Here is a 25,445-nt window from a genome sequence, read left to right on the forward strand (position 1 = left end):
GACTGAATTGAAGCACCGATCACTGACACAAAAGGGCGGCTGACCTGCGGTTATGACCACAATCCGAGACCCACCGGGAACTCGCCGAAAGACGGGTCCCGGTCATCGCCACGGCTGCGTTCCAAGCAGCAGAACTGAACCACCGGAAACGTCTGATGCCTACTCTGCTCCCGTGATGAGTGAATCCCGGTGAGAGAGCTTCGGATCGGCACCTGGAACGTCGAGTACGCGCGAGGCGTCGAGAAGAACCAGCTCCGGCTCGACCTCCTTGCCTCCCGAGCAGCAGACGTGTGGGTCCTCACCGAGACCCATGACGACCTCGACCTGTCCGCGACCCACAGGCCCATCCACTCGCAGCAGCGATACAAGACGCCCGGCGGCAGGTGGACGACCATCTGGACGTCGCTTCCTGTGCTCGAGCTGCTTCCGACGGGTGATCCGCACCGGTGCATCGCGGCACGACTCGATGCCGGCGACGCCGGCGAGGTCATCGTCTACGGGACGGTGCTGCCCTGGAACGGCGACGTCGGACCGGACAAGGACCGGCCTGCCAAGGGCTGGGAGGAGTTCCCTCGGGTGGTGGCCACCCAGGGGTCTGAATGGGCCTCCCTCCGACAGCGCTTCCCCGAGGCCACCCTCGTCGTGGCCGGCGACCTGAACCAGGATCTCGGCGGCAAGCACTACTTCGGCACGAAGGCCTGCCGAGCGCTGCTCAACGCCGAGCTCACGCGGGCCGACCTCACGTGCCTGACCACGACCGACAGATTCGGTGCGGACGTCCTGGAGCACCCGCCCATCGACCATGTCTGTGCAGGACCCGGACGAGGCAGAGCCTTCACGACCGAGGTCGACGGGTGGAACAACGTGGTCGACGGCGCGAAGCTGAGCGACCACGGCGGCGTCCTGGCGACCTTGCAAGGCCTGTCGGATACGCGGTGACCCGTCGAGACGCCGAGGATCGTGAGCTAGACCCGCAGGGACCGGATCATGCTCTCCAGGCTGCGGAGCGCGTTCGCCTGCTCGGCCTCGGTCATCCCGGAGAGCATCCTGACCTCGACGGACCGGACCGCCGCGGTCGCCTTCTTGAGGCTGCGTCGGCCGCTAGCCGTCAGTCGCGTCGGCAGGGCCCTGCCCGCGGGCGCCTCCGCGGCCCTGGTCACGTAGCCGACCCGGACGGCTGCCAGATCACTCTCCACGACCGCGCCTGAGCGATCATCACCTGCGGTTCTGCTCGGCCCGGCGCTCCAGCAGGGCGCGTTCGCTCACGTTCCTGGTGCGCGCGGCCGCCGCGGTGAACGCCTCGCTCGCCTCGGCGTGCAATCCGGCTCGTTCGAGCAGGTCTCCACGCACGCTCGGCACCAGCGGGCCGTCGCCGAGCAGCCGTTCGTCAACTCCGGCCAGGACCGCGAGGCCGGCGTCGGGGCCGAACGCTCGCCCGTGGGCGACGGCCCGGTTCACCTCGACGACGGGCCCGGGCGCGGCGCCGGCCAGCACGTCGTACAGGGCCACGATCCGGCGCCAGTCGGTCTCCTCGGCACGCGCTGCGCGGGCGTGCTGCGCGGCGATCGCGGCCTGCAGGAAGTACTTCCCGACCGGCCGCCCACCCGCCGCAAGACGCTCGGCCTGCGTCAGGGCAGCCAGCCCGCGCCGGATCAGCAGCCAGTCCCACTGCGTCCGGTCCTGGGCCTCCAGCAGGACCGGCAGTCCGTTCTCGTCGAGCCGGGCGGCCGTCCGTGAGCCCTGGATCTCCAGCAGCGCCTGCAGCCCGAGCACCTCGGGGTCGCCGGGAGCAAGATCGACCAGCATCCGCGCCAGCCTCGTCGCCTCGCTGACGAGGTCGGGGCGCATCCAGTCCTCACCGGAGGTCGCCGTGTACCCCTCGTTGAAGATCAGGTAGATCACGGCCATCACGTCGTCGAGGCGCCTGGTCCGCTCGGCTCCCGTGGGCAGGTCGAACTCGGCACGGGCCTGGGACAGGGTCTTCTTGGCACGCGAGATGCGCTGGCCCATGGTGGACTCGGGGACCAGGAACCCGCGGGCGATCTCGGCAGTGGTGAGTCCGCCGACGAGCCGCAGCGTGAGCGCCGCCCGGGACTCCGCGGAGAGGCTGGGGTGGCAGGACAGGAAGATCAGCCGCAGGACGTCGTCCTCGATGTGGTCGACCTGGCCGTCGAGGTCGGGCACCTCCCCCTCCTCTCCACGGCGGGCGTGCTCGAGCTCGCCGAGCTTGCGGCGCAGGTTGTCGGCGCGCCGGAAGTGGTCGACCCCGCGCCGCCTGGCGGTCGTCATCAGCCACGCGCCCGGGTTGTCCGGGACACCGGTGGCCGGCCACTGCTCGAGCGCGGCCACGAGGGCGTCCTGCGCGAGGTCCTCGGCGAGCCCGACGTCCCGGGTCATCCGGGTGAGCGCGCCGACGAGGCGGGCCGACTCGGCCCGCCACGCGGCGTGAACGGCCTCGGCCGGGTCGTTGCTCGTGGTCTCTGCCGGCACGCGGCCAGCGTAGTGAACCCCGCTCAGTCGCCGGGGTTGTCCGGACCGGTGGAGATCTGGCGCAGCGTCGAGATCACGGTGACCTCGGGCCAGTGCTTCGCGTGCAGCGCGGCGAACTCCTCCTGGTCGGCCACGGCCTCCTCGCGGGTGGCGTACTCCATGATGGCCCAGCCGCCGACGACCTCCTTGGCCTCGGCGTACGGCCCGTCGACCCGGCTGACCTCGCCCTTGCGGACCACGAAGTTCACGGCGTCCTCGGTCCCGTAGAGACCGCCGCCGTCGAGGAACACCCCCTTCTCGGCGCGTTCGCCGATGTGGGCGTCCATCGCCTCCATCAGCGCCGGTGGCGGCGGGGTGTCGAGGTTCTCTTCCATCCTGACGAATCCCATGAAACGTGGCATCTGGATCACTCCTAGTGGTTGCGGGCGTTTGCCGTCTCGCACGTACGTCGAACAGCCACCGGGCACTTCGACATCGCCCACGGATCTTCTCCGTCCTCCGACATCCTGCGCGCTCGTCCGGGAGGGGTAAAGCACCGAACCTCACAGCATCGCGGTCAGCACTCCCCCGTCAGCGCGCACGGCCGTGCCGTTGGTCGCGGACGCCAGCGGGCTCGCCAGGTAGGTCGCGAGGTGCGCGATCTCGCCCGGGTCGATGAAGCGCTGCAGGAGCGTGGTCTGGTTCCCACCGATGATCGCCTCCTTGAGCACCTCGCTGGGCACCGACTGCGCCTGAGAGATCTGCGCGACGGTGGCAGCTACACCGTCGGAGTACGTCGGACCGCCGAGGATCGTGTTCACGGTGACCTCGGTGCCGCGGGTGAGCTTCGCGAGGCCGTTGCCGAGCGCGAGCATCCCCGCCTTCGTGACGCCGTAGTGCACCATGTCGCCGGGGACGTTCACCCCCGACTCGCTCCCGATGAAGATGATCCGCCCCCACTTCCGGGCGAGCATCCCGGGGAGCACGTGCCGGGAGAGGCGTACGCCACTCATCAGGTTGACCTCGAGGTAGCGCTGCCAGTCCTCGTCCGCGATGTCGCCGAACTCCTGAAGCTCGAAGAGGCCGACGTTGTTGACCAGGATGTCGACCTCGCCCAGGGACTCCAGCAGCCGGGCCACCTGGCCGGCGTCCTCGAAGTCCGCGGCGATCCCGGAAATGGCCACCCCGGGAACCGCCTGCTCCAGGGCGGCAACCGCCGCACGGACGCGGTGGTGGTCTCGTCCGTTGAGGACGACCGAGACCCCTTCCTGTGCCAGCGACTTCGCGATCGCGTAGCCGATTCCTTGCGTCGAGCCGCTCACGAACGCGCTCTTGCCGGACAGGTGCAGGTCCATGTGTCTCCATCGTCTCGGGCAGGAACGGCTGCGTCGTCGCAGCCGATTCACTTGCTCAGTCAAGTGAACAGTACGCGTGATGACTTTCCTGATCAAGTCAACGAAGCGGCGTGCGGCGCCCCTGTCACGTACTGTGCTGCCATGCCGGACCCCAGCACTCCCGTCGAGCTCAGCGGGGAGGACCTCGAGACCTGGTCGGCCCTGGCCACCGTCCTGGAGTGGCTCCCCTCCGCACTGGACGCCCAGCTCCAGCGCGACGCCGACCTGACGCACTTCGAGTACGGCGTGCTCTACGCGCTGGCGAACGCACCCGACCGCACTCTGCGGATGAGCGTGCTGTCCAGCTATGCCAACAGCTCGCTTTCCCGGCTCTCCCGCGCGGCCTCGCGGCTGGAGGCCAAGGGCTGGCTGCGACGTACGACGGACCCCACCGACGGGCGGTACACGCTCGCGATCCTCACCGACCTCGGATCGGAGAGGGTCGAGCAAGCCACCCCGGGACACGTGGCCACGGTCCACCGGCTGGTGCTCGACCCGCTGACCCAGACGCAGACGCGCCACCTGCGCGAGATCAGCCGACGGATCACCCAGTCGATCCGCACCGAGGGCGGATGGCAGCCCCCCGCGAGCATCGCTCCCCCGAACGCCCCCTGAGCATCGGCCTGCCGGTTCTCGCCGCGTGAGGTTCCGCAGGCGTGGGAGCATCGAGAGGATCGTCCCGACAACCCCTTGGGGAGACATGCGCCTGGTACTGAACGTCCTCTGGCTCGTCTTCTCCGGGTTCTGGCTGTTCCTCGGCTACGTGGCTGCGGGAGTGCTGTGGTGCATCACCATCATCGGGATCCCGTTCGGGATCGCGTCGTTCAGGATCGGCCTCTTCGCGCTGTGGCCGTTCGGCCAGACGGTGGTGACCAAGCCCGGAGCCGGCGTCGGTTCGGGCATCGGCAACGTGCTCTGGTTCATCTTCTCGGGTCTATGGCTCGCGATCGGGCACGCCCTACTGGGTGCGGTCCTGTGCGTCACCATCATCGGCATCCCGCTGGGGCTGGCGAACTTCAAGATGATCCCGATCTCGTTGTGGCCGCTGGGCCGCGAGATCGTCCCGGTGGACGCAGCACACCCGGCGCTGATCGCGACCTAGGAGCAGCCGGCCCTCGAGCCGGGCTCAATCGGCCGAGGACGTCTGCGGCCGGTTCTGCTCGGCCCGGGGAGCAAGGAGGGTGCGCTCCCTGTCGTTCCAGGTGCGCGCGGACGCCTCGGTGAACGCCGCGCTCGCCTGCGCGTGCAGTCCCGCACGCTCGAGCAGATCACCGCGCACACTCGGCACCAGTGGCGAGTCGGCCAACATCCGCTCGTCGACCTGCTCCAGCACCGCGAGCCCCGCGTCCGGCCCGAACGCCCGCCCGTGGGCCACGGCCCGGTCCACCTCGACGACAGGACCCGGCGCGGCGTGGGACAGCACGTCGTACAGCCCAGCGATCCGGCGCCAGTCCGTCTCCTCCGCACTCTGCGCGCGGGCGTGCTGGGCGGCGATCATGGCCTGCAGAAAGTACTTCCCGACCGGCTTGCCGCCCGCAGCCAGTCGCTCGGCCTGCGCCAGGGCCGCCAGCCCACGCCGGATCAGCAGCTGGTCCCACTGCGTTCGCTCCTGCGCCTCGAGCAGGACCGGCACGCCGTGCTCGTCGAGCCGGGCTGCGGTCCGCGAACGCATCTCCAGGAGGGCCTGCAGGCCGAGCACCTCGGGCTCGTCGGAAGCCAGTTCGGCCAGCATCCGCGCCAGCCGCGTGGCCTCGCTCGCGAGGTCGGGGCGCATCCAGTCCTCACCCGCGGTGGCGGTGTAGCCCTCGTTGAAGATCAGGTAGATCACGGCCATCACGTCGTCGAGGCGCTTGGTCCGCTCCGGCCCGGTAGGCACCTCGAACTCGGCGTGGGCCTCGGACAGGGTCTTCTTGGCCCGCGAGATGCGCTGGGCCATCGTGGACTCGGTGGCCAGGAACCCACGAGCGATCTCGGCGGTGGTCAACCCGCCGACCAGGCGCTACGTCGAACGACCGCCCGGCATCTCGACATCGACCACGAGCTCTTTTTATTGTCGCCAACATCCTGCGTGGCCACCCGCACGCAGTGAAGGGACCGGTGCCGGCCGCGCCGCACGATTGCGTCGTAGGCCTTCGGCGAGAGCCCGGTTCTCTGTCAGTCGGCCCCGCGATTATGGAGACGTGTGCGAGCCGGTCGCACAGGCATCCCGACAGAATTCCTCGATCCTCAGCATGCTGTCTTCAGCCGGACGTCTGCCCTTGCTCCCAGTCGCGGAAGTCGTTCAGTTCGTCGTGGACCATCTTCAGCAACCAGCCGATCACTGCAGCGTCATCAGCGAAGCCCCCGGGGAGAAAGTCAGGGATCAGGTCGACGGGTGAGATCACGTAGATCAGCCCGGCCACGATTAGCACAAGTTGGTCGGTTGGGATGTCTCTGTAGTAGCCACGCGCGTAGGCGACCACCAGTCGGATCAGCGCCTTGAAGTCACCGAGCACAGTCGTAAAGGGACCGGTCCGGTTAGCGCCTGAGCGGTTCGCTTCATCAGTGATCCGTCGCAACTGCTCCGGGTCGTTCAGAACGCTCTCTGCTCTCCGTCTCGCTCTCTTGAAGAACTTCGAAGAGGCTGCTTGGGTCGCGCTGTCCGCGTTCTCCGTGTGGTCACGTGTCCGCTCATTCGCGGTTCGGGCAGCACGAGATCCAACGTTGGTTCGAGCGGGAGTCGCCTTCTTCGCGGCCGAACGCGACTTCCCAGCCTTGCTGGGCTGCTTGGCGACCTGAGAGGTCTTCCTAGCCGAGGGGATGGCCGTCGTGGCCCGGTTCGACTTCTTGGCTGTCGTGGATTCTTCTGTGCCCGAGGGGGTCGCCTTCTTGGCCGTGCCGGACTTCTTGGCCGCTGGAGAAGCCTTCGTCGCCGTGGTGATCGATTTGTTGGCCGATGCTGCCTTCTTTACGGCGGGGGCCCTCTTGGCGGCGGTCGTCGCCTTCTTCGCCGGGGGCGAGGGTGTTGTCTTGTTCAACGTGGACTTCGCGGAGCCGGAAGCGGTCCCAGGGGTACCACTCGCCGATGCTGCCTTGCTCATGCTGGCCTCTCTTCTCCCAGATGGGACTGGGCGGGCCAAAGTAGCGGAGCTTTCAACACCGGCAGGGGGTTTCGCCTGACTGGACATGCCCGACTTCTCTGCACCACCCTCGTCACGTCAAGGTCAGCACGGCCGCGTGGCGGGTCACCCCCCTTTGCGAAGCCATTCAACAAGACACCCCACGTACCCGACGCGGACCTCACCCTGACCGGCGCCCCGGCTGGACCAGCCCGTGGTCGAAGGCGAAGACCACGGCGGCGGCACGGTCACGCAGGCCGAGCTTGGCGAAGATGTGCCCGACGTGGGTCTTGATCGTGCCCTCGCCGAGGAACAGCTGGCCGGCGATCTCGGTGTTGTTCAGGCCGCCGCCGATCAGGGCCAGCACCTCCCGCTCCCGCGGTGTCAGCGACTCGAGCGCCGCGCCGGACACCGGTGGTTCCTGCACGCCGCGGTAGGCGGTGAGCACACGCCCCGTGACGGCGGGGTCCAGCCAGGAGTCTCCGGCGGCGACCGCCCGTACGGCGCGTTGCAGGTCCTCCGCCGGGACCGACTTGAGCAGGAAGCCGGCCGCTCCGGCGCGCAGCGCACCGGCGAGGACCTCCTCGTCCTCGAAGGTCGTCAGGACCAGCACCGGCGGCGCATCGGGTACGTCGGCCAGCAACCGGGTCGCGGCAACCCCGTCGACCCGTGGCATCCGCACGTCCATCACCACCACGTCCGGACGCAGGGTCGCCACCGCATCCACGATCTCCTCGCCGCTGGCGAGCTCTCCGACGACCTCGAAGCCGAACCGCGTGCGCAGGATGCCGCGCAGGCCGGTGCGGACGAGCTCCTGGTCGTCGACCAGGAGCACCCGCACGACGTCCCCGGTCATGACGGCAGCACCGCCTCGACCCGCCAGCCCTGCTCGACAGCACCGGCGTCGAGCCGGCCACCGACGCTCTCGGCGCGCTCGCGCATGCCGGCCAGCCCGGAGCCGGGAGCGGCGGCCGGGTCGGGGATGCCGCTGTTGCACACGGTCACCGAGACCCCCGCATCGCCGACGACGACGCTCACCGAGACCGGCTCGCCGGCCGCGTGCCGGGCCGCGTTGGTGAGGGCCTCCTGGACGATCCGGTACGCCGCCAGCCCGCGGGTGGGTCCCATCGACGACAGGTCTCCCTCGACCTCGAGCTCGACGGAGGCGCCGGCCCGGCGGAAGGAGTCCACGAGGTCGGCGATGTCGCGTGCGTCGGGCAGCGGGGCCATCCGGGCCGGGTCGTCGGTGCGCATCAGGCCGACGGTGGCGCGCACCTCCTCCAGGCTCTGTCGGGCCAGCCGCTCGGCCTCGACCAGGGCGGCCCGCGCCTCCTCGGGCTCGTCTTCGAGCGCGAGCCGGGCGCTGCCGATGTGCAGCAGCGAGACGGTCAGGGCGTGGCCGATCACGTCGTGCACCTCGCCCGCGATCCGGCTGCGCTCCTCGGCCTTGCTGCGCGCGGCGAGCTCGGCCCGGGTGCGGTCGAGCTCGATCACGGTCAGGCGGAGTCTTCGCGCGAAGACGCAGGCGATGGTGGTGAAGGCGGTGCCGATGATCCAGGCACCCCATCCGGGCTCGGAGGGATGGATCGCCCATTCCCACAGCGGGCCGGCGAGGAGCACGGCGAGTGTCGTCAGGGCCACCGGCAACGCGGACGACAGCGCGGCCCAGGCGGCGACGACGCACAGCCCCATCCAGGACAGGTTGGAGGACTGCTCGTGACCGAGCACCACCAGTCCCGCGACCGGGATCACCAGCCCGAGGGCGAGCCGCCACCCCGATACGGCCCACCTCGCGAGCGCCAGGGCGGAGACGACGACGAGCGCAGCCGACCACAGCGCCACCACGGTCGGCTGACGCGTCATCAGCACGCCCAGGAGCGCGAAGAACGCGAGCGCGGCAGGTGCCGCGGCTCGCGTCCTCCACTCCGTCATGGGAGCGACCCTAGACGTCACAGGGCGCTGCGCCGTGCCGCCAGCGCCATGGCAGCCACGGCAATCACGGTGACCGCCAGCAGGGCGCCCGTGGCGTCCCCGATCCCGAGCCAGGGCTCCCGGATCGCCTGGTTGGCCAGGGACAGCGGCAACCGCTCGGAGATCTCCCGCAGGGCGTCGGACATGACCGCCGGGGGCGGGCCGCCGACGCCGAGCAGGAACGATGGGAAGAACAGCAGCAGCCCCACGGCCTGGGCAGCCCGCGCCGAGGGGAGCAGCGTCCCGAGCAGGACCCCGATGCTGACGAACGCCACGGAGGCGACGAACACGCCGGCCACCACCCGCACCGGGTCCTCGACCGTGGGGATGCCGTAGACCGGCGCGGCGACGGCCAGCAGCAGCGCCCCCGAGACCGCGATCGCGGTGAGCCCGACCACGAGCTGGGCCAACGCGAACGACCACCGCGGGAACCCGGACGCCGCGAACCGGCGCAGCACGCCCCGCTCCCGGTAGGTGGCGATGTGCACCGGCAGCATGATCAGTCCGGTCGCTCCGATCACCACGGTGAAGTAGGAAGCGACGTACCAGTGCGACGGGTTCACCGGGAACACCTCGTCGGGCTGGGTCCCGAAGGACCCACCGATGATCAGCATGGACACGATCGGGAACACCAGCACGAAGGTGAGGGTGAACGGCTCGCGGCTGAGCAGCCGGAGCTCGGTGGTGACCAGGCGGCGGGTCGCCGAGCGGTGCTTCGGCGTGGGCCCGGCGGTTGACTGTGGATGGGCGCCGGCAGTGTCTGCCTCGGTGGGAGCGAACGTGCTCATGATGCGACCTTCCTGGTCTCGGGGACGTCGGTGGGCTGGTCGAGCAGGGTCAGCAGCGCCGACTCCAGGTCGGGGATGTCGACGCGCAGGTCGGCCGGCACCGGCTGCCCGGACGCGACCAGCCACGCGCCCACGTGGGCGATGGCCTCACGCGCTCCCTCGATCGCGACCTGGTCGCGCTCCTGGCTCACCCGGTGTACGCCGGGGAGCCGCTCGAGCTGTTCCCGGAGCGCCGGGCTGCCGTCCTGCGGGAGGCCGAACCGGACCGTGACTCCGGTGGCGTGCCGGGCGACCAGCTCGGCCGGTGTGCCCTGGTCGAGCACGCGCCCCTGGCGCATCGCGACGACACGCTCGCACAGCGCCTCCGCCTCGTCGAGCTCGTGCGTCACCAGCATGACGGTGGTGCCCTCGTCGCGCAGCTGCGCGACCGCCGACCACACCTCCCGGCGGGCGGCGGGGTCCAGGCCCTGGGTGAGCTCGTCGAGGATCACCAGGCGCGGCCGGTTCAGCAGCGCCAGCACCAGGAACAGACGTTGCTGCTCTCCCCCGCTCAGCCCGGCGAACGGGGAGCGGCGCAGTCGTCCGAGGCCGAACTGCTCGAGCAGCCGGTCCCGGTCCCGCGCGTGCGGGCCGGCGAACAGGTCCACCGCCTCGGCGACCTTCAGCCGGTCGGGCAGCCCGCTGCTCTGCAGCTGGCTGCCGACCTGCAGTCGCAGGCGGTCGGCCTGCTTGACCGGGTCCATGCCCAGGACCCGGATCACGCCGGAGTCGGGCCTGCGCAGGCCCTGCAGGATCTCGACGGTGGTGGTCTTGCCGGCACCGTTGGCGCCGATGAGACCGACGATCTCACCGGCCCCGACGTGCAGGTCGAGGTGGTCGACGACGACGCGTCCGCCGTACGACTTGGTCAGTCCGCGCACGGTGACGACCGGGTCAGAGAGGTGTCCGGAGGGGTGGTGCAGGGGGGTTGGTTGCATGCCCCCATTCCAAGCCGTGGCAGCCCCTCCGCGCATCGGCCCGGAGGCAGAACCCGGCCTCTGCCCGCGGGCAGAGGCTCCTAGAGACTGGAGGCGGTGCTGACGAACGCGGCGAGCTCCCGGGACCGGCTCTGGGACGGCCAGGCGATCAGCGTGGTCACCCTCGGTGCGTCCACCAGCGGCACCGCGACCACCCCCTCGCCCAGCTGGTCGCGGGCCGACTCCGGCGCCGTGAGGTAGGTGCGTCCCAGGGCGATCAGCTGCAGCAGCTGGCTGTGGTCGCGCACCGCGGGACCGGGACCCTCGGGGTAGTTGCCGTCCCGGTCGGGCCAGCGTGGGGCGGGCAGGCCGCCCGTCTCCTCGACCTCGGTGAGCCGGACCTGGTCGCGCGCGGTCAACGGGTGCCCGGCCGGCAGCAGGACCACCTGCTCCTCGGTCAGCATCACCTCGGTGTCCAGGCCAGAGACGTCGTCGTACGGCAGATGCAGGATGGCGACGTCGGCCCGGCCGTCGCGCAGCGTCCGGGCCTGCTCCCCCGGCCCGCACAGCAGCACCTCGACCGGCACGGCGTCCGGCTCAGCGGCGTACCGGTCCAGCAGCTTGGCCACCAGCTCGTTGGCGGCTCCGGCCTTGGAGGCGAACACCAGACCCGCCCGTCCTGTGGGAGCAGCGGCCGCCCGCCGGGTACGGCGCTCCGCAGCCGCCACCGCGTCGAGCACGGCCCTGGCCTCGCTCAGCAGCACTGCGCCGGCGTCGGTGAGGGTGACCGAGCGGCTGTTGCGCTCCAGCAGGGTCGCGCCTAGGCGCCGCTCGAGCTGACCGATGGCGCGCGACAACGGCGGCTGGGCGATGCCGAGCCGTTCGGCTGCGCGGCCGAAGTGCAGCTCTTCGGCCACCGCCACGAAGTACCGCAGCTCCCTGGTCTCCACAGCGACCACCTCCACCTCGACCACCGATACCGGCAGGGTATCGCTGCCCACCCAAGCGGTGTTGGAGCGCTGCTGGGCACGGAGCCACGATGAAGCCATGACCGAGAACAACAACCAACACACACGAACCGCCCTGGTGACCGGCGCCAACAAGGGCATCAGCTACTCCATCGCGGAAGGGCTGGGCGCGCTGGGCTTCCGGGTCGGCGTCGGCGCCCGCGACGACGCCCGGCGCGACACCGCCGTGGCCAAGCTGCAGGCCGCCGGCTTGGACGCGTTCGGCGTACCCCTCGACGTCACCGACGACCAGAGCGTGAACGCCGCCGCCACCATGATCGAGGAGCAGGCCGGTGGGCTGGACGTGCTCGTCAACAACGCCGGCATCACCGGCACCCTGCCCCAGGAGCCCACCCTGGTGGACCTCGACAACATCCGGACGGTGATCGACACCAACGTCTTCGGGGTCATGCGCGTCACCAACGCGATGCTGCCGATGCTGCGGCGTGCGTCCTCCCCGCGGATCGTGAACGTCTCCAGCGGCGTCGGCTCCCTGACGCGGCAGGCCAACACCGCTGAGGACGACACCGGGCCGATCGCGGCGGCGTACTCGACGTCGAAGACGTTCCTCAACGCCGTGATGCTGCAGTACGTGCGCGAGCTCGCCGACACCGACATCCTGATCAACGCGGCCTGCCCCGGCTACGTCGCGACCGACCTCAACGGGTTCCGCGGCGTCCGCACCCCCGATCAGGGAGCGGCCACCCCGATCCGCCTCGCGACCCTGCCCGACGGCGGCCCCACCGGCGGGTTCTTCGAGGACGCCGGCACCGTCCCCTGGTGAGCAGTGGTGACCTGCAGAGGAAGGCCCCTGGAATGACGGCTCCCTGGACCGCCGACGAGCTCGCCCTGCTCGACGCAGCCACCGAGCTGGAGATCGCTGTGCACCGCCCGGACGGCCGTGCACAGCGCTCGGTGCCGATCTGGGTCGTCTGCAGCGACGGGCAGGTCTACGTCCGCACCTGGTATCGCCGGGACACCGGCTGGTTCGGCGCAGCACTGCGCGCACGCCGCGCCGGCATCCGGGTGCCGGGTCTGGAGGCCGAGGTCACCGTCGAGGACCTCGGCAACACGGACCCGGACGTCACTTCCGGCGTGGACGCGGCGTACCGCGCCAAGTACGGCGCCGGTGCGGGGTCCATGGTCTCCGTCGCGGCTGTGGAGTCCACCCTGCGGCTCGACCGGGTGTGACCGGGTGCAGGACACCGCGGGAGTTGTCCGCGTACCAACCGATCTCGTCCAGGTAAGTCCGGTCCGGCGGTCCACCATGGCTTCAGCCACCGTGGCGCAGATGGGGACTCGAACCATGTCGATCGGCACGGCGCCGTTCTTGCCTGGCCAGGATCACAAGGCATCCGATCATGCCGCCCTCGACGCCCCCGAGACATCCTTGGTCCCACCGGCTGCCTACCCGGGTTCGACGGGCAGCCAGAGCTCGCAGGTTGCCGTGGCTGCGGCCGGGTCGAACGCGAGCGTGGCGACGATCTCAGGTCCGGTTCGCAGCCGCCAGGGTTGCGAGGGGAACCATTCAGTCGCGGTGGCGGCCCAGGCTTCCTGCAGCGCTGCCGGGAACGGGCCGTCGATGCGGAACACGGCCCAGGTGCCGGCGGGCACCTCGATGATGTCGAGGCCCTCGGGCTCGGTGGTCGTGGCAACGCCGTGCAGGTAGGTCAGCTCAGTGCCCTCGCTGCGGTCGGGGTCCAGGTCGTCGCTGACTGCCAGGACGCCCTTCGGCTCGGTGTCGTTGAGGGTCTTGAGCCGGACGGTCTCCTTGACAGGGATCGACGCGACGTGTTCGGCGATGAACGGGTTCACCCCGTCGTGCACGAGTGGAACCCGTCGGGCGTGACCGACGAGACGGACGGCGGGCAGGTCGACGATGCGAGTTTCCATGGGGATGCCTCCTTGCACGGTCAGGTGGAACCTGATCCGCGGTTGTGTGCGTAGTGGACCCCCGTCCCGTCGTACGTCGGACGGGCCGACGCCGTGCACGGCCCGGAACGCCCGTCCGAAGGCTTCGGTCGAGCCGTAGCCGTAACGCACCGCAACTGTGAGCAGGTCGTCATCAGCGGCGAGGAGATCGGCAGCAGCCAATGACATCCGCCGCCGCTTCGCATACTCCGACAGCGGCATCCCGGCCAGCGACGAGAACATCCGCCGTAGATGGTGTTCGGTCGTGCCGAGGTTGCGCGCCAGGTCAGTTGCGTTGACCTGGGTGGACGGCTCGGTCGTCAGCAGAGTCTCCACGGCCTCAACGGTTGCGTTGAGCGCAGCGATCATGGGGTCCTCCTTTCGCGTTCCAGCCTGCATGGGCAGTCTGTCCCGCCGCCCGATCATTGCGGACCGATGCGGTCGAGCGGTCGAACCGCAACCGCAAGGTGGTGGAGCAGCGAACGAAGTGAGCGGAAAGTCGAGACCACACCGGGTGAGCGGAGCAACCCGGCTCTTCACACAGGAAACTTCTCGATTTCCTCGAGAATGGCCTGTCAAACAAGGGGAATCTCGCCGGAAACTGTCGGTGGTCGCTGCTTGGATTGATTCATGACCAGCCAGCCGGACACCCCTCCGGACACCCCTCCGGGCGCCTCGTGCGCCGGTCGGGTCGCGGCCGAGCTGGCCCGGATCCGCCGCGAGGTCCAAGGGCTGACCGAGACGTTGTGGGCGGCCGGTCGCAGCGAGGAGCTGATGGACACCGTCGCCGAGATCGAGGCGCTGAAGTCGACCCTGGATGCCGTCGAGCTCCAGGTGGTCCACGAGCTCGAGGTCACCAACGCCGTCAAACCGGTCGGGTGGGCCTCCACCCAGGACTTCGTCACCGCCGTTGCGGGCGGTCGCAAGGGCGCCGGGTCCGCCACGGTGCGGCTCGCGGCAGCCGTGCAGACCCCGGTGCTGGCCCCGGTCGGTGTGGCGCTCGCGGACGGGTGGCTCTCGGTCACCAAGGCCCAGGTGATCGAACGAGCCGTCGAGGACCTCCCCACCGACCCGGACCTCCGCACCCGCGGCTGCCAGGCGATGCTCGCCGAGGCCAAGGCGCTCGACGCCACCGAGCTGGCCAAGCTCGGCCGGATCCTGGTCACGAGCGTTGACCCCGACGGCGAGGAACGCCGCACCGAACGCGAACTGGACCGTGAGGACCGCGCCGCCCACCTCGACCGGGACTTCTTGGTGCGGTTCGACACCGCAGGGGGCTGCTGGATCAAGGGCCGCTGCTCGGCCGAGGACGGCGCTATCCTCCGCGCCACCCTGCTCCCGCTGGCGAAGCCCCAGCCCGCCGCTGGCCCGGTCTGCGACCCCGGCACGTGCGTGATCCCCGGGTGCGGGCACGACGGCCGCGACCCGCGCGATCACGGGGCCCGGATGCTGGATGCGCTGGTTGATCTCTGCGACCGCGCCGCCACCGCAGACCTGCTCCCCGAGTGCCACGGAGCGAGCCCGCGGGTCTCGGTGACCATTCCCTTGGCCGACCTGCAACAGCAGACCGGCTTCGGGACCACGGAGACCGGCGAGGACCTCTACGTCGCCGCGGTGCGCCGGATGGCGTGCGATGCCCACGTGATCCCGATCGTTCTCGGCAGCGACGGTGAGGTCCTCGACGTCGGCCGCCAGCTGCGCCTGGTCACCGCCGCGATCTGGAAAGCCCTCGTCGCCCGCGACAAGCACTGCCGGTTCCCGAACTGCACCCGGCCACCGGTGATGTGCCACGACCACCACCTCATTCACTGGGTGGACGGCGGTGAGACCTCACTGGCCAACCTGATTCTGCTCTGCGGGCACCACCACCGGCTCGTCCACGCCGGGCCCTGGCACATCATCGCCACCGGACCCAACGAGTTCGCGTTCGTGCCACCGCCCGGCGTACGCCGGATGAGCCTTGGTGGGCGGGAGCCACCTGACGGGTGAGGACTGCGCGCGGGGTGCCGAAGTGGTCTCGACTGTCCGCTCACTCCGTTCGCTGCTCGACCACCATGGGGGTCGCCACTGCGTTCGCTGCTCGACCACCATGGGGGTCGCGACTGCGTTCGCTGCACGACCACTTGGGTCACGACGTTCGTCTCTCGACGCGGGTCCAGCCCGACCAGCCACGCTCTGCGAGCAGCTCGCGCAGCCGCGCGACGACGGGCTGCCCTTCCGACATCGAGTCCAGCAGCCGCACGAAGGCATCGTCGTCCATGGCCAGCTCCTGCTGCTCGAGCTGGCCGCTGGCGGCGGCCTCCTCGAACAGCTCGACCAGGAGGTCGGCCAGCTCGAGGACGATCCGCTCCTGCTCCTCCTCGGTGCCGTCGAGCATCCGACCGATCAGCTGGTAGAAACGGATGTTCCGCGGGTCCTGGAGCTGATCGACCTTGTCGGCCATGAAGTCCTTGATCAGGCTGGGATAACGCGCCGCGACCAGGATCCAGGCATCCCGCTCGGCGGCGATCAGCTGCTCGGGCGCTCCGGTGGCACGCACCAGATCCAGGTAGTCGCGCACCTCCTTTGGCACCGCCACGGCGTCCCCGGCCGTGAGCGTCGCGATCTGTCGCCGGTGTGCCTGCAGCTCACGGATCCGACCGCGCAGGTCGCGGTCGATCTCGCCGATCGCCTCGACATAGGCCTCCTCGTCGGCATCCAGCAGCTGCTGCACCCGCGCCAGGGGCACCCCGGCGTTGGCCAGGGTCCGGATCCGGACCAGGCGAACGACCGCGTCCGCGCCGTAGGAGCGATAGCCGGAAGCATCTCGTGCGGGCTCGGGGAGCAGGCCGACTTGGTGGTAGTGCCGGACCGCTCGAACCGTGACGCCGGCGTACGACGCCAGGTGCCCGATGCTCAGCATGGGACCACCCTGCCCGATCGGGCGCCCCTGTGGCGGACGCTCACGCGATCTTGCGGTGGTAGACGCCCATCGCGAACGCGTAGGCGACGACGAGCAGGCCTCCGCACCAGGCGTACGAGATCCAGAGGTCGTTGCCGACCGGTTGCTCGGCGAACAGGCTGCGGATCGAGTTGACGATCGCGGTCACCGGCTGGTTCTCCGCGAAGGCCCGCACCGGACCGGGCATGGTCTCGGTCGGGACGAAGGCCGAGCTGAGGAACGGCAGGAACACCAGCGGGTAGGAGAACGCACTCGCGCCGTCCAGTGTCTTCGCGGTCAGGCCAGGGATCACTGCGAGCCAGGTCAGGGCCAGGGTGAAGAGCAGAAGGAGGCCGAGGACGCCGAGCCAGGGCAGCACGCCGGCCTCCGTGCGGAAGCCGATCAGCAGCCCGACGAGCACGACCACCACGAGTGAGACCAGGTTGGCGACCAGCGAGGTCAGCACGTGCGCCCAGAGCACCGCCGAGCGTGCGATCGGCATGGACTGGAACCGCTCGAAGATGCCGCCCTGCAGGTCGAGGAAGAGCCGGAACGCGGTGTAGGCGATACCCGAGGCGATCGTGATCACCAAGATGCCGGGCAGCAGGTAGTTCACGTAGTCGTCCGTGCCGGCCTCGATCGCGCCGCCGAACACGTAGACGAACAGCAGCAGGAAGGCGATGGGCATGATCGCGGTGGTGATGATGGTGTCGGGGCTGCGGGCGATGTGGCGCAGGGACCGTCCCGTCAGGATGCCTGTGTGGCGCGCGAACTGCTTCGTCATGGTCGTTCCCTCAGCTCGTCGTGCTGGCAGGGTCGCCGACCAGGGCGAGGAAGACGTCCTCGAGCGTGGGTTGCTTCTCGACGTACACGACCTGCGCCGGGGGCAGCAGGCCCTTGAGCTCGGCGAGAGTGCCGTCCACGATGATCCGGCCCTCGTGCAGGATCGCGATCCGATCGGCCAACTGTTCGGCCTCCTCGAGCATCTGGGTGGTGAGCAGCACCGTGGTGCCGGCCGCGGCCAGCGCCTTGATGCTGCTCCACACCTCGATACGCGACTGGGGGTCGAGCCCGGTGGTGGGCTCGTCGAGGAAGATCACCGACGGATCCCCGATCAGGCTCATCGCGATGTCGAGGCGGCGCTGCATGCCACCGGAGTACGTCGCCACCTTCCGGCCGGCTGCGTCGGTCAGCGAGAAGCGCGCGAGGAGCTCGTCGGCGATCCGGCCGGGGTCGCCCAGGCCGCGGAGGCGGGCGACCATCACGAGGTTCTCCCGGCCGGTGAGGACCCCGTCCACTGCGGTGAACTGCCCGGTGAGGCTGAACCTCTCGCGAACCCGCGCCCCCTGTGTGGCCACGTCCAGACCCTCCACGCTCACCGTGCCCGCGTCCGCCTTGAGCAGCGTGGTCAGGATCCGGACCACCGTGGTCTTGCCCGATCCGTTGGAGCCGAGCAGGGCGAAGATGCTGCCCCGGGCGACGTTGAAGTCCACGCCCCGCAGGACAGACAGGTCCTTGAACGACTTGTGCAGGTCCTGCACCTGGATGGCGTGCTCGCTGGTCATGGCGCCTCCCCTGGTTCCTGGTGGTCAAGGAAAAGCGTGCAGGGTTGACGCTGCGTCAAGGTCAAGCGTGGTGGGGCAACGGAAAGGAGAGCCCGCCGTACCCGTCAGCCCTCGAGCAGGCTGAGGAACCTCTCTGCGTCGCCTGTGCGGGGCAGGTTGTTGAACATGACGTACGGCGACGGCCGGTCGTCGACCAGGTCCCGCAGCCGGCGCAGCTCGTCATCGGTGTGGACGTGCCGCGAGCCCGTGGTGCCGTGCAGCCGGTAGTAGGTCTGCTCGGGCGTCACCGTCTCGGTCTGCATCGGGTCGACGACGTGGACGAGGTCCAGCTCGGCGCAGAGCTCCGTGAGGAGCTGCGTGGGCCACTCGCCACGGGGCTCCCACAGCAGCCGCCCGGCCGGCCGCTCCACCTGCGACATGAAGCTGCGCAGCCGTGCGACGTTGTCGGCCGTGGGGCGAAAGCTCTTCGGGCACTGGAGCAGCACGGCACTTGCCCGCAGGACGCGGGCACACTCGAGGGTCCGCTGCCAGCCGTCGAGGACCGGAGGTGTCGTCCGGAACGCTCCGACCTGACCACGTGCGCTGGCGGGCAGCGGCCGCTTCATCCGCCGGTAGGTGGGGCTGTTCGACTCGTGGGTGACGATCTGCCAGGCCTTGATCGTGAACTCGAAGTCGGCCGGCACCTGGGCCCGCCAGCGCGCCAGCACGGCGTCCGCCGGCGGTTCGTAGAACGTGTGCTGCACCTCGACCACGGGAAAGCGACGCACGTACGACGACTGCGACACCGTCCAACCGCACAGGCCGACTCGAACCTCCACCTGTCTATCCGCCCCAGGTGCATCGGGCACGATCCAGCGCTCTGAGCAGCACGTCTCGGTCGACCATGCGACTGAGTCTCCCTGAAGGCATCCACGCGGAGTAGTCGTGCCACCGCGCACGCGGTGCCACTGGTCGATGGTCAGTCAGACCTGCGCGCGTTCAGCCGTGCTGCCTGCAGGGTCAGGTGGTCGCGCTCGGCCAGGTTCGGTGCCGCGAGGGCGGCCTCGGCGTACAGCCTCGCGGCGGTGTCGAGCTGGCCGTCGCGCTCGTGGAGGTACGCCGCCACCGCAGTGCGCCGGGGCAGCGAACCGGGCAGCGCCGCCAGCTCGGCGAGGCCGGCGCGCGGACCGTCCGCCTCGCCGACCGCCACGGCGCGGTTGAGCCGGACCACCGCGCTGTCGGTCAGGCGCACGAGCTCGTCGTACCACTCCACGATCTGCACCCAGTCGGTCAACTCGGCGCTCTGCGCGTCGGCGTGCAGCGCGGCGATGGCGGCCCGAGCCTGGAACTCGCCCAACCGGTCGCGGGCGAGCGCGGCCTGCAGGATCCGGACGCCCTCTGCGATCGCCACCGTGTCCCACCGGGTCCGGTCCTGCTCGGCGAGCGGCATCAGGCTGCCGTCCGGAGCGGTCCGGGCAGCACGGCGTGCGTGGTGGAGCACCATCAGCGCGAGCAGGCCGGCCACCTCCGGGTGGTCGACCGCGGAGGCGAGCTGCCGCGTGAGCCTGATCGCCTCGGCGGCGAGGTCGACGTCGCCGGAGTACCCCTCGTTGAAGACCAGGTAGAGCACGCGCAGCACGGTGGCGACGTCACCGGGCTCGTCGAAGCGCACGGCGGAGACGGTGCGCTTGGCCCGGCTGATCCGTTGCCCCATGGTGGCTTCGGGCACCAGATAGGCCTGGGCGATCTGGCGGGTGGTCAGTCCCCCGACCGCACGCAGCGTCAGGGCGACGGCAGACGCTGGAGTCAGCGAAGGGTGCGCGCACAGGAAGTAGAGCTGGAGCGTGTCGTCCCGCGCGGACGCCGGACCGGGCGCCGGCGCCTCGTCCACCAGCAGCTCACGCCGGCTGCGGGCCGCCTGAGCGCGGGTCGCGTCGAGGAACCGGCGCCAGGCAGCGGTGACCAGCCAGCCCTTCGGGTCCTGCGGCATCCCTGACGGCCAGACTCGCGCTGCCGCGAGGAGTGCGTCCTGCACGGCGTCCTCGGCCGCCGCGAAGTCGGCGCCGCGGCGGACGAGGATGCCGAGCACGCTGGGCGTCAGGCTCCGGAGGAGGTCCTCGTCCACTCCGCGCTCACTCCGTGATGGTGGGCGGCGCCGAGAGGAACGGTCGCAGCTCGAGCCACTCGTGGATCGGCTGCCCGCCCGCGCCGGGTGCAGCTGACAGCTCGCCGGCGAGCTCGACGGCGCGCTCGTGGCTGTCGACGTCGATCATCATCCACCCGGCGATCAGGTCCTTGGTCTCGGCGAACGGGCCGTCGGTGACGGGCGGGCGACCCTCACCGTCGTACCGCACGAAGGTTCCTTCCGGGGCGAGTGCCTGGGCGTCGACGAACTCACCGGTCCCTTCGAGCCGGTCGGCGAAGTCCTGCATGAACTTGATGTGCGCCGAGAGCTCCTCGGGCGTCCACCGGTCCATCGGGACGTCATTCACCGCAGCCGGGGCGCCGCGGTAGTGCTTGAGCAGCAGGTACTTGGCCATCGTGGTTCTCCTTGCGTTGTGGCGACCCATTCTCGTCGCGTTCACACCAAGGACGGAGCGAGCAGCGAACTTTCGACATCGCGGCCGAGAACCTTGCTCAAGCTTCCCCCTCCCGCTTGTAAAGCGGGATCGGAGCGCGGCGCCTCAGGTCGCGTCGGCGGGCTGCGAACTCGTGCCGGCGTGGTCGAGGGCCCAGTCGAGCGCCTGGTCGGCGACCGCCTCCCAGCCGGGCTCGGCGCAGGTCCAGTGCGAGCGGGCCTGGAGGAGCACGTAGTCGGTGGTCGAGGCCGACTTGTGGTACTTGTGCGCGTTCGACTTGTTCACCGACGGCGGCATGATGTGGTCCTCGCCGCCGGCGATGAACAGCAGCGGCGCTCGGTCGTCGTTGGAGTAGTCGACCCAGGTCTCCTGGTGGCCGGGCTTGAAGTTGGCGATCAGCCCGTAGTCCCACACCCACCGGCCGGGAGCCGCGATGGCGTAGCGCTCGTAGGCGGCCTTTGCCGCCTCCTCGTCGAGGGTGTTCGTGAATGCGTAGTGGAACTGCTCCTGGGTGAACCCGACGGCCTGGTGCCGCTTCGCGGGGTTGTTCAGCGCGGGGAACAGCGACCTGACCTGCGAGACCGGGGTGCGTCGTACTCCCTCGGTGGGGGCCGAGTTGATCACGACCCCGGCCGCGCCGAGGCCGCGGGCGAGCAGCATCTGGGTGAGGGCGCCACCGAAGGAGTGGCCCATGATGATCGGCGGCTTCTCCGCGGACTCGACCACGCCGGTCAGGTGCTCGAGGGTGTCGGTGATCGAGCAGTTGGCGATGATGCCGGGGTCAGCGCGAAGCGCCTCGACCTCGACCTCGAAGCCCGGGTACGCCGGGGTGAGGACGCGGAAGCCGCGGGCCTCGTAGTGGGGCACCCAGTGCTCCCAGCTGCGGGGCGTGACCCACAGGCCGTGGACGAGCACGATGGTGTCGGGACCGTCGCCCATCGGGGCAGGGATGGTGTCGTCGGTGCTCATGGTTCCTCCAGGTTGCTGAGGCTTCGACGTTCCCATCGCCGCGACGCCACCGGAACGGCCTTGCGTGCCAACTGGTCGGCCCTGCGTGCCGGGGCTGCGTGCCGGGGCTGTCTAGAGAGGCCGCGGAGCTCGTTGCTCCTCGCCCGCGCGACGTCCTAGTCTCGAAGAGACACGGCGTACCCGTGGAAGGAGAGCCACGATGGCCGTCCTTCTCGACACCGCAGCCATCGACCCCCGGGACCGGCACGAGGTGTTCCGCACCGCGATGACCGAGGCGTCGGGCGCCACCCGGGTCGACCTCGAACCCGGTCGGCAGGGCGTCGTGGGCCGGATGGAGCTCGCCGAGCTCGGCGAGACCCGCGTCTTCACCGCCGGCAGCACCGGGATGACCATGCGCCGCGACCAGCGCACCGCCGACCTCGCCTCCCCCGAGGCCGTGGCCTTCGCGGTCCACGGCGACGGGGTCGGGCGGCACCAGCTGAGCGACCGGCAACGACTCGTCCACACCGGCGACCTGATGGTGGTCGACGTGACCCGGCCCTTCGACTTCGGCTGGTCGGGGTGGGGCTCCTCGGTCTCCCTCCAGGTGCCGATCGCCCGGCTCGGCCTGCCGCTGGAGGTCGTCCAGCGCGCCTCGTCGCGGCTGCCGAGCAGCCCGCTGCACGGCATCGTCAGCCGCTTCCTGATGGACCTGACCCGCGACGCCGAGACCCTGTCCACCTGCCCCGCCGCAGGCCAGCTCGGCGAGGCCAGCATCCAGCTGCTCCGTGCCCTGCTGAGCGGCGCCGCCGACGAGGCATGTGAACCCGACATCCTCGACCAGACCCTCGGCACCCAGGTCCGTGCCTACGTCCACCAGCACCTGCGCGACCCACTGCTCGACGCGAGCCAGGTCGCCGCGGCGCTTGCGGTCTCCCGTCGTCAGCTCTACCGGGCCTGCACGGCCGGGGGGTTCAGCCTGGAGCAGTACGTCATCGCCCAGCGGCTCGCCGGCGCCAGGGACGAGCTCTCCAGCGTCAGCACGAAGCGACCGATCGCGGCAGTCGCTCGCTCCTGGGGCTTCAAGGACCCGACCCACTTCGTCCGGCGGTTCCGCGCGGCGTACGGCGTGCTGCCCCGCGACTGGCGCGCCCAGGTGCTCGCCGACCGCGGCGGCCGGTGAGGGACGGACCCTCAGGACAGGCCGACGATGGTCCCGTCGTCGAGCAGGTCGATCCGGGAGGCGGACGGGGTGGCCGGCAGGCCGGGCATCGTCATCACGTCCCCGCACACCAGCACCACGAACCCCGCGCCTGCCGAGAGCCGCACCTCGCGCACGTGCAGGTTGTGACCGGTCGGCGCACCGCGCAGGGTGGCGTCGGTGGAGAAGGAGTACTGCGTCTTGGCCACGCACACCGGCAGTGCGCCGTACCCGTCGGCCTCGAGGCGGTCCAGGCGCCGCTTCGCCTTGCCGTCCCAGGTCACGGAGGAGGCTCCGTAGAGCCGGTGGGCCAGGGTCTCGGCCTTCTCCTTGAGCGGTAGGTCGTCGGGATAGGTGAACGCGAACCTCGACGGCCCGGGGTCCTCGAGCAGGTCGAGCACTCCCTTGGCCAGGTCGGTCGCACCGACCCCGCCGTCGACGAAGTGGGTGGCGGGATAGGTCCGGACCCCCAGTGCCTCGACCAGCTCGACCACCCGGGCCACCTCGGCGGCGGTGTCGGCCGGGAACCGGTTCAGCGCCACGACGCACGGGATCCCGTAGACCTCGCGCACGTTGCGCAGGTGGCGCGCCAGGTTCTCCATCCCCCGCTCGATCGCGCCGAGGTCCTCCTCGCCGAGGTCGGCCACCTCCACCCCGCCGTGGAACTTCAGTGCCCGGACCGTCGCCACCACGACCGCGGCGTCGGGACGGAGCCCGGACTTGCGGCACTTGATGTCGACGAACTTCTCCGCGCCCAGGTCGGCACCGAACCCGGCCTCGGTGACCACGTAGTCGGCGAGCCGCAACGCGGCCCTGGTCGCGATCACCGAGCTGCAGCCGTGCGCGATGTTCGCGAACGGTCCCCCGTGCACGAACGCCGGAGTGTGCTCCAGGGTCTGCACCAGGTTGGGCGCGAGCGCGTCGCGCAGCAGCACGGCCATCGCGCCGTGGGCGTTGAGCTCACGGGCCGTGACCGGTCGCTTCGCGCGGGTGTGGCCGACCACGATGTCGCCGATCCGGCGCTTGAGGTCGGCCCAGGACTCGGTCAGGCAGAAGATCGCCATCAGCTCCGAGGCGACCACGATGTCGAATCCGTCCTCGCGCGGATAGCCGTTCGGGGAGCCACCCAGGCCCACGACGACGCTGCGCAGCGCCCGGTCGTTGAGGTCGAGGACCCGCTTCCAGTCCACGGCGCGCACGTCGATGCCGAGCTCGTTGCCGTGCTGCACGTGGTTGTCGATCAGGGCCGCCAGCAGGTTGTTCGCGGCGGCGATCGCGGCGAAGTCGCCGGTGAAGTGCAGGTTGATGTCGGTCATCGGGACGACCTGGGACCAGCCGCCTCCCGCGGCGCCGCCCTTCATGCCGAACACCGGCCCCATCGAGGGCTCCCGCAGGCATGCCATCGACCGAAGTCCCAGTCCCCGTAGGGCGTCGGCCAGCCCCACCGTCGTGGTGGTCTTGCCCTCACCGGCCGGGGTCGGCGACAGAGCCGTCATCAGGATCAGCTTGCCGAGCGGCCGGTCCTCCAGGGACTGCAGGTAGCCGAGGTCGACCTTGGCCTTGTGGTGGCCGTAGGGGACCAGGTGGACCGGATCGATCCCGAGCTCCTCCTCGGCGACCTGGGTGATGGGGTGTAGCTCAGCAGCGTTCGCGATCTCGATGTCGGACAGCACTCAGGCCCTCTCTCTCGTGACACCCATGCGCCGCAGTAGGTGCGCCCGGGACTCGGAGTCCGGGAGCGTGCGCAGGTTGGACTCCACGTTCATCCGCGCGATCGCGGCTCCGGCCCGGGCCACCTCGGCGGCCGCGACCAGGTCGGCCCGCAGACCGGCCCGGGCGGCGGGTCGCAGCTGGTCGATCAGGACCAGCACCTCGACCGCGGTCTCGACGACCCGTGCCTGGGGCTCGGAGGCCAGCAGCAGCGCCTCGTCGATGGCCGTACGCCGCTCGGCCTGCGCCGCTGTGTCCCGCGGCAGGGCCCACGCCGCGGCGACTCCGGCGAACGCACGCTCGTCGTCGGCCACCAGCTGCTGCGCCCACGTCACCAGCCGCTCTGCCCGCTGCGCCGACACCGGGTCCTCGCAGTAGCGCGCCACCATCACCACCAGGGCAGCGGCCTGCGCGGTGCACAGCGCCGCCACCGAGCCACCCGCCGGGGTCGGGGTCCGCGCCGCGAGGTGGTCCAGGAACTCGGTGATCGTCCCGGCGTCGGGCTGCTCGGCGAGGCGCGCGAAGGTCTCGGCCTCGGTCTCGACCATGCCGCGGGCCCTGCGGCCGATCAGGAGCTCGGTGGCCGGGGCCAGGGGGCCGGACCACTCCACCGACAGCTCCAGCCGGGCTCCTCCGGCGTCCTCGTGCACGCTGTGCGCGGCGGTGCTGCGCACACCGGGGCTGGTCGAGGCCCAGGTGAAGGACCGCCCGTGAGCGTCCCACTGCGTGACCTCCCAGACCGCCTTGGGCAGTCCGGGCTGGCGGACCTCGAACCTCGAACCCACCCTGATCGGGCCGCTGCCCAACGGCTGCACCGCGTCGACCGTCGGCAGCCGCTCGCCCCAGCGCTCGACGTCGCAGGCCAGCGACCACAGCCGGTCGGGGGTGGCCGTGGAGTCGGCCGAAGCACGGATCATGGAGCCATGATGCTCGTCACATGCCGGCATGA

29 protein-coding genes are annotated in these 25,445 nt (G+C 70.4%); 8 read left to right on the top strand and 21 right to left on the bottom strand.

The window, feature by feature from the left end; all coding sequences use genetic code 11:
• Positions 1-189: 189 nt before the first annotated feature.
• Positions 190-939, top strand: coding sequence for an endonuclease/exonuclease/phosphatase family protein (locus tag AC4BGC_RS10775; protein WP_490555630.1), 750 nt, complete (start codon positions 190-192; stop codon positions 937-939).
• A 26-nt stretch (positions 940-965) separates the two neighbouring features.
• Here the strand turns inward: AC4BGC_RS10775 and AC4BGC_RS10780 are convergent, their stop codons facing one another.
• From AC4BGC_RS10780 to AC4BGC_RS10795, 4 genes are all read right to left on the bottom strand, one after another.
• Positions 966-1,196, bottom strand: a complete 231-nt coding sequence (locus tag AC4BGC_RS10780; protein WP_490555631.1) for a hypothetical protein — start codon at positions 1,194-1,196, stop codon at positions 966-968.
• Positions 1,197-1,215: 19 nt separating this feature from the next.
• On the bottom strand, positions 1,216-2,490 hold the full coding sequence (locus AC4BGC_RS10785) for an RNA polymerase sigma factor (RefSeq protein ID WP_490555633.1): 1,275 nt from the start codon (positions 2,488-2,490) through the stop codon (positions 1,216-1,218).
• Between the two features lie 23 nt (positions 2,491-2,513).
• Positions 2,514-2,864 (bottom strand): YciI family protein, encoded by a 351-nt coding sequence (locus AC4BGC_RS10790; RefSeq protein WP_490548993.1) that lies wholly within the window; start codon positions 2,862-2,864, stop codon positions 2,514-2,516.
• A gap of 168 nt (positions 2,865-3,032) precedes the next feature.
• Positions 3,033-3,824, bottom strand: coding sequence for an SDR family NAD(P)-dependent oxidoreductase (locus tag AC4BGC_RS10795; protein ID WP_490555634.1), 792 nt, complete (start codon positions 3,822-3,824; stop codon positions 3,033-3,035).
• A 141-nt stretch (positions 3,825-3,965) separates the two neighbouring features.
• Here AC4BGC_RS10795 and AC4BGC_RS10800 point away from each other — a divergent pair, with 141 nt between their 5' ends.
• On the top strand, positions 3,966-4,478 hold the full coding sequence (locus tag AC4BGC_RS10800; RefSeq protein WP_490555635.1) for a MarR family winged helix-turn-helix transcriptional regulator: 513 nt from the start codon (positions 3,966-3,968) through the stop codon (positions 4,476-4,478).
• Positions 4,479-4,563: 85 nt separating this feature from the next.
• Complete coding sequence (locus AC4BGC_RS10805) at positions 4,564-4,965, top strand: YccF domain-containing protein (RefSeq protein WP_490555637.1); 402 nt, start codon at positions 4,564-4,566, stop codon at positions 4,963-4,965.
• 24 nt (positions 4,966-4,989) lie between these two features.
• On the opposite strand, the gene AC4BGC_RS10810 is transcribed toward AC4BGC_RS10805, so the two are convergent.
• Together AC4BGC_RS10810 and AC4BGC_RS10815 are read right to left on the bottom strand one after the other, a co-directional pair.
• Positions 4,990-5,847, bottom strand: coding sequence for an RNA polymerase sigma factor (locus AC4BGC_RS10810; protein WP_490555639.1), 858 nt, complete (start codon positions 5,845-5,847; stop codon positions 4,990-4,992).
• Positions 5,848-6,103: 256 nt separating this feature from the next.
• On the bottom strand, positions 6,104-6,358 hold the full coding sequence (locus tag AC4BGC_RS10815; protein WP_490555641.1) for a YkvA family protein: 255 nt from the start codon (positions 6,356-6,358) through the stop codon (positions 6,104-6,106).
• Positions 6,359-6,671: 313 nt separating this feature from the next.
• On the opposite strand from AC4BGC_RS10815, the gene AC4BGC_RS10820 reads away from it, so the two are divergent.
• Positions 6,672-7,022 (top strand): hypothetical protein, encoded by a 351-nt coding sequence (locus AC4BGC_RS10820; protein ID WP_490555643.1) that lies wholly within the window; start codon positions 6,672-6,674, stop codon positions 7,020-7,022.
• A gap of 120 nt (positions 7,023-7,142) precedes the next feature.
• On the opposite strand, the gene AC4BGC_RS10825 is transcribed toward AC4BGC_RS10820, so the two are convergent.
• The 5 genes from AC4BGC_RS10825 to AC4BGC_RS10845 form a co-directional block, all read right to left on the bottom strand.
• Positions 7,143-7,817, bottom strand: a complete 675-nt coding sequence (locus AC4BGC_RS10825; protein WP_490555645.1) for a response regulator transcription factor — start codon at positions 7,815-7,817, stop codon at positions 7,143-7,145.
• A complete protein-coding gene (locus AC4BGC_RS10830; protein WP_490555647.1) occupies positions 7,814-8,893 on the bottom strand; it encodes a sensor histidine kinase in 1,080 nt (359 codons plus the stop codon). The genes AC4BGC_RS10825 and AC4BGC_RS10830 overlap by 4 nt, the downstream gene beginning before the upstream one ends.
• Positions 8,894-8,910: 17 nt before the next feature.
• A complete protein-coding gene (locus AC4BGC_RS10835; protein ID WP_490555648.1) occupies positions 8,911-9,720 on the bottom strand; it encodes an ABC transporter permease in 810 nt (269 codons plus the stop codon).
• On the bottom strand, positions 9,717-10,697 hold the full coding sequence (locus AC4BGC_RS10840) for an ABC transporter ATP-binding protein (RefSeq protein ID WP_490555649.1): 981 nt from the start codon (positions 10,695-10,697) through the stop codon (positions 9,717-9,719). Before AC4BGC_RS10840 ends, AC4BGC_RS10835 begins: the two co-directional genes overlap by 4 nt.
• Before the next feature lie 80 nt (positions 10,698-10,777).
• Positions 10,778-11,725, bottom strand: coding sequence for a LysR family transcriptional regulator (locus tag AC4BGC_RS10845; protein WP_490555650.1), 948 nt, complete (start codon positions 11,723-11,725; stop codon positions 10,778-10,780).
• Between AC4BGC_RS10845 and AC4BGC_RS10850 the strand changes: the two genes are divergently transcribed.
• Together AC4BGC_RS10850 and AC4BGC_RS10855 are read left to right on the top strand one after the other, a co-directional pair.
• Complete coding sequence (locus AC4BGC_RS10850) at positions 11,724-12,467, top strand: SDR family oxidoreductase (protein WP_490555652.1); 744 nt, start codon at positions 11,724-11,726, stop codon at positions 12,465-12,467. The genes AC4BGC_RS10845 and AC4BGC_RS10850 overlap by 2 nt on opposite strands.
• A 32-nt stretch (positions 12,468-12,499) precedes the next feature.
• Positions 12,500-12,874 carry a DUF2255 family protein gene (locus tag AC4BGC_RS10855; RefSeq protein WP_490555653.1) on the top strand — a complete coding sequence of 125 codons (375 nt, stop codon included), beginning with the start codon at positions 12,500-12,502 and terminating at the stop codon, positions 12,872-12,874.
• 216 nt (positions 12,875-13,090) lie between these two features.
• On the opposite strand, the gene AC4BGC_RS10860 is transcribed toward AC4BGC_RS10855, so the two are convergent.
• Complete coding sequence (locus tag AC4BGC_RS10860; protein WP_490555654.1) at positions 13,091-13,963, bottom strand: AraC family transcriptional regulator; 873 nt, start codon at positions 13,961-13,963, stop codon at positions 13,091-13,093.
• A gap of 261 nt (positions 13,964-14,224) precedes the next feature.
• Here AC4BGC_RS10860 and AC4BGC_RS10865 point away from each other — a divergent pair, with 261 nt between their 5' ends.
• Positions 14,225-15,583, top strand: coding sequence for an HNH endonuclease signature motif containing protein (locus AC4BGC_RS10865; RefSeq protein WP_490555655.1), 1,359 nt, complete (start codon positions 14,225-14,227; stop codon positions 15,581-15,583).
• Between the two features lie 139 nt (positions 15,584-15,722).
• Here AC4BGC_RS10865 and AC4BGC_RS10870 read toward each other — a convergent pair whose 3' ends face one another.
• From AC4BGC_RS10870 to AC4BGC_RS10900, 7 genes are all read right to left on the bottom strand, one after another.
• Positions 15,723-16,496, bottom strand: a complete 774-nt coding sequence (locus AC4BGC_RS10870; protein ID WP_490555657.1) for a helix-turn-helix domain-containing protein — start codon at positions 16,494-16,496, stop codon at positions 15,723-15,725.
• A gap of 40 nt (positions 16,497-16,536) precedes the next feature.
• Entirely contained in the window at positions 16,537-17,298 is a 762-nt protein-coding gene (locus AC4BGC_RS10875; protein WP_490555658.1) for an ABC transporter permease, read from the bottom strand.
• Between the two features lie 10 nt (positions 17,299-17,308).
• Positions 17,309-18,079: an ABC transporter ATP-binding protein gene (locus AC4BGC_RS10880; protein WP_490555659.1), complete on the bottom strand. Its 771-nt coding sequence runs from the start codon at positions 18,077-18,079 to the stop codon at positions 17,309-17,311.
• Between the two features lie 104 nt (positions 18,080-18,183).
• Complete coding sequence (locus AC4BGC_RS10885) at positions 18,184-18,897, bottom strand: DUF72 domain-containing protein (protein ID WP_490555660.1); 714 nt, start codon at positions 18,895-18,897, stop codon at positions 18,184-18,186.
• A gap of 140 nt (positions 18,898-19,037) precedes the next feature.
• A complete protein-coding gene (locus AC4BGC_RS10890; protein WP_490555661.1) occupies positions 19,038-20,183 on the bottom strand; it encodes an RNA polymerase sigma factor in 1,146 nt (381 codons plus the stop codon).
• A 7-nt stretch (positions 20,184-20,190) separates the two neighbouring features.
• Positions 20,191-20,598, bottom strand: a complete 408-nt coding sequence (locus AC4BGC_RS10895; RefSeq protein ID WP_490555662.1) for a YciI family protein — start codon at positions 20,596-20,598, stop codon at positions 20,191-20,193.
• A 144-nt stretch (positions 20,599-20,742) separates the two neighbouring features.
• Positions 20,743-21,606, bottom strand: a complete 864-nt coding sequence (locus tag AC4BGC_RS10900; protein ID WP_490555663.1) for an alpha/beta hydrolase — start codon at positions 21,604-21,606, stop codon at positions 20,743-20,745.
• Between the two features lie 199 nt (positions 21,607-21,805).
• Between AC4BGC_RS10900 and AC4BGC_RS10905 the strand changes: the two genes are divergently transcribed.
• Entirely contained in the window at positions 21,806-22,768 is a 963-nt protein-coding gene (locus tag AC4BGC_RS10905; RefSeq protein ID WP_490555664.1) for a helix-turn-helix domain-containing protein, read from the top strand.
• 11 nt (positions 22,769-22,779) lie between these two features.
• Here the strand turns inward: AC4BGC_RS10905 and AC4BGC_RS10910 are convergent, their stop codons facing one another.
• Positions 22,780-24,459 (bottom strand): formate--tetrahydrofolate ligase, encoded by a 1,680-nt coding sequence (locus tag AC4BGC_RS10910; protein WP_490555665.1) that lies wholly within the window; start codon positions 24,457-24,459, stop codon positions 22,780-22,782.
• The gene (locus tag AC4BGC_RS10915) at positions 24,460-25,413 is read right to left on the bottom strand and encodes a cyclodeaminase/cyclohydrolase family protein (RefSeq protein WP_490555666.1); all 954 of its coding nucleotides are present in this window, start codon (positions 25,411-25,413) and stop codon (positions 24,460-24,462) included.
• Positions 25,414-25,445 lie beyond the last annotated feature (32 nt).

The organism is Nocardioides sp. Z38_18, assembly GCF_058215695.1.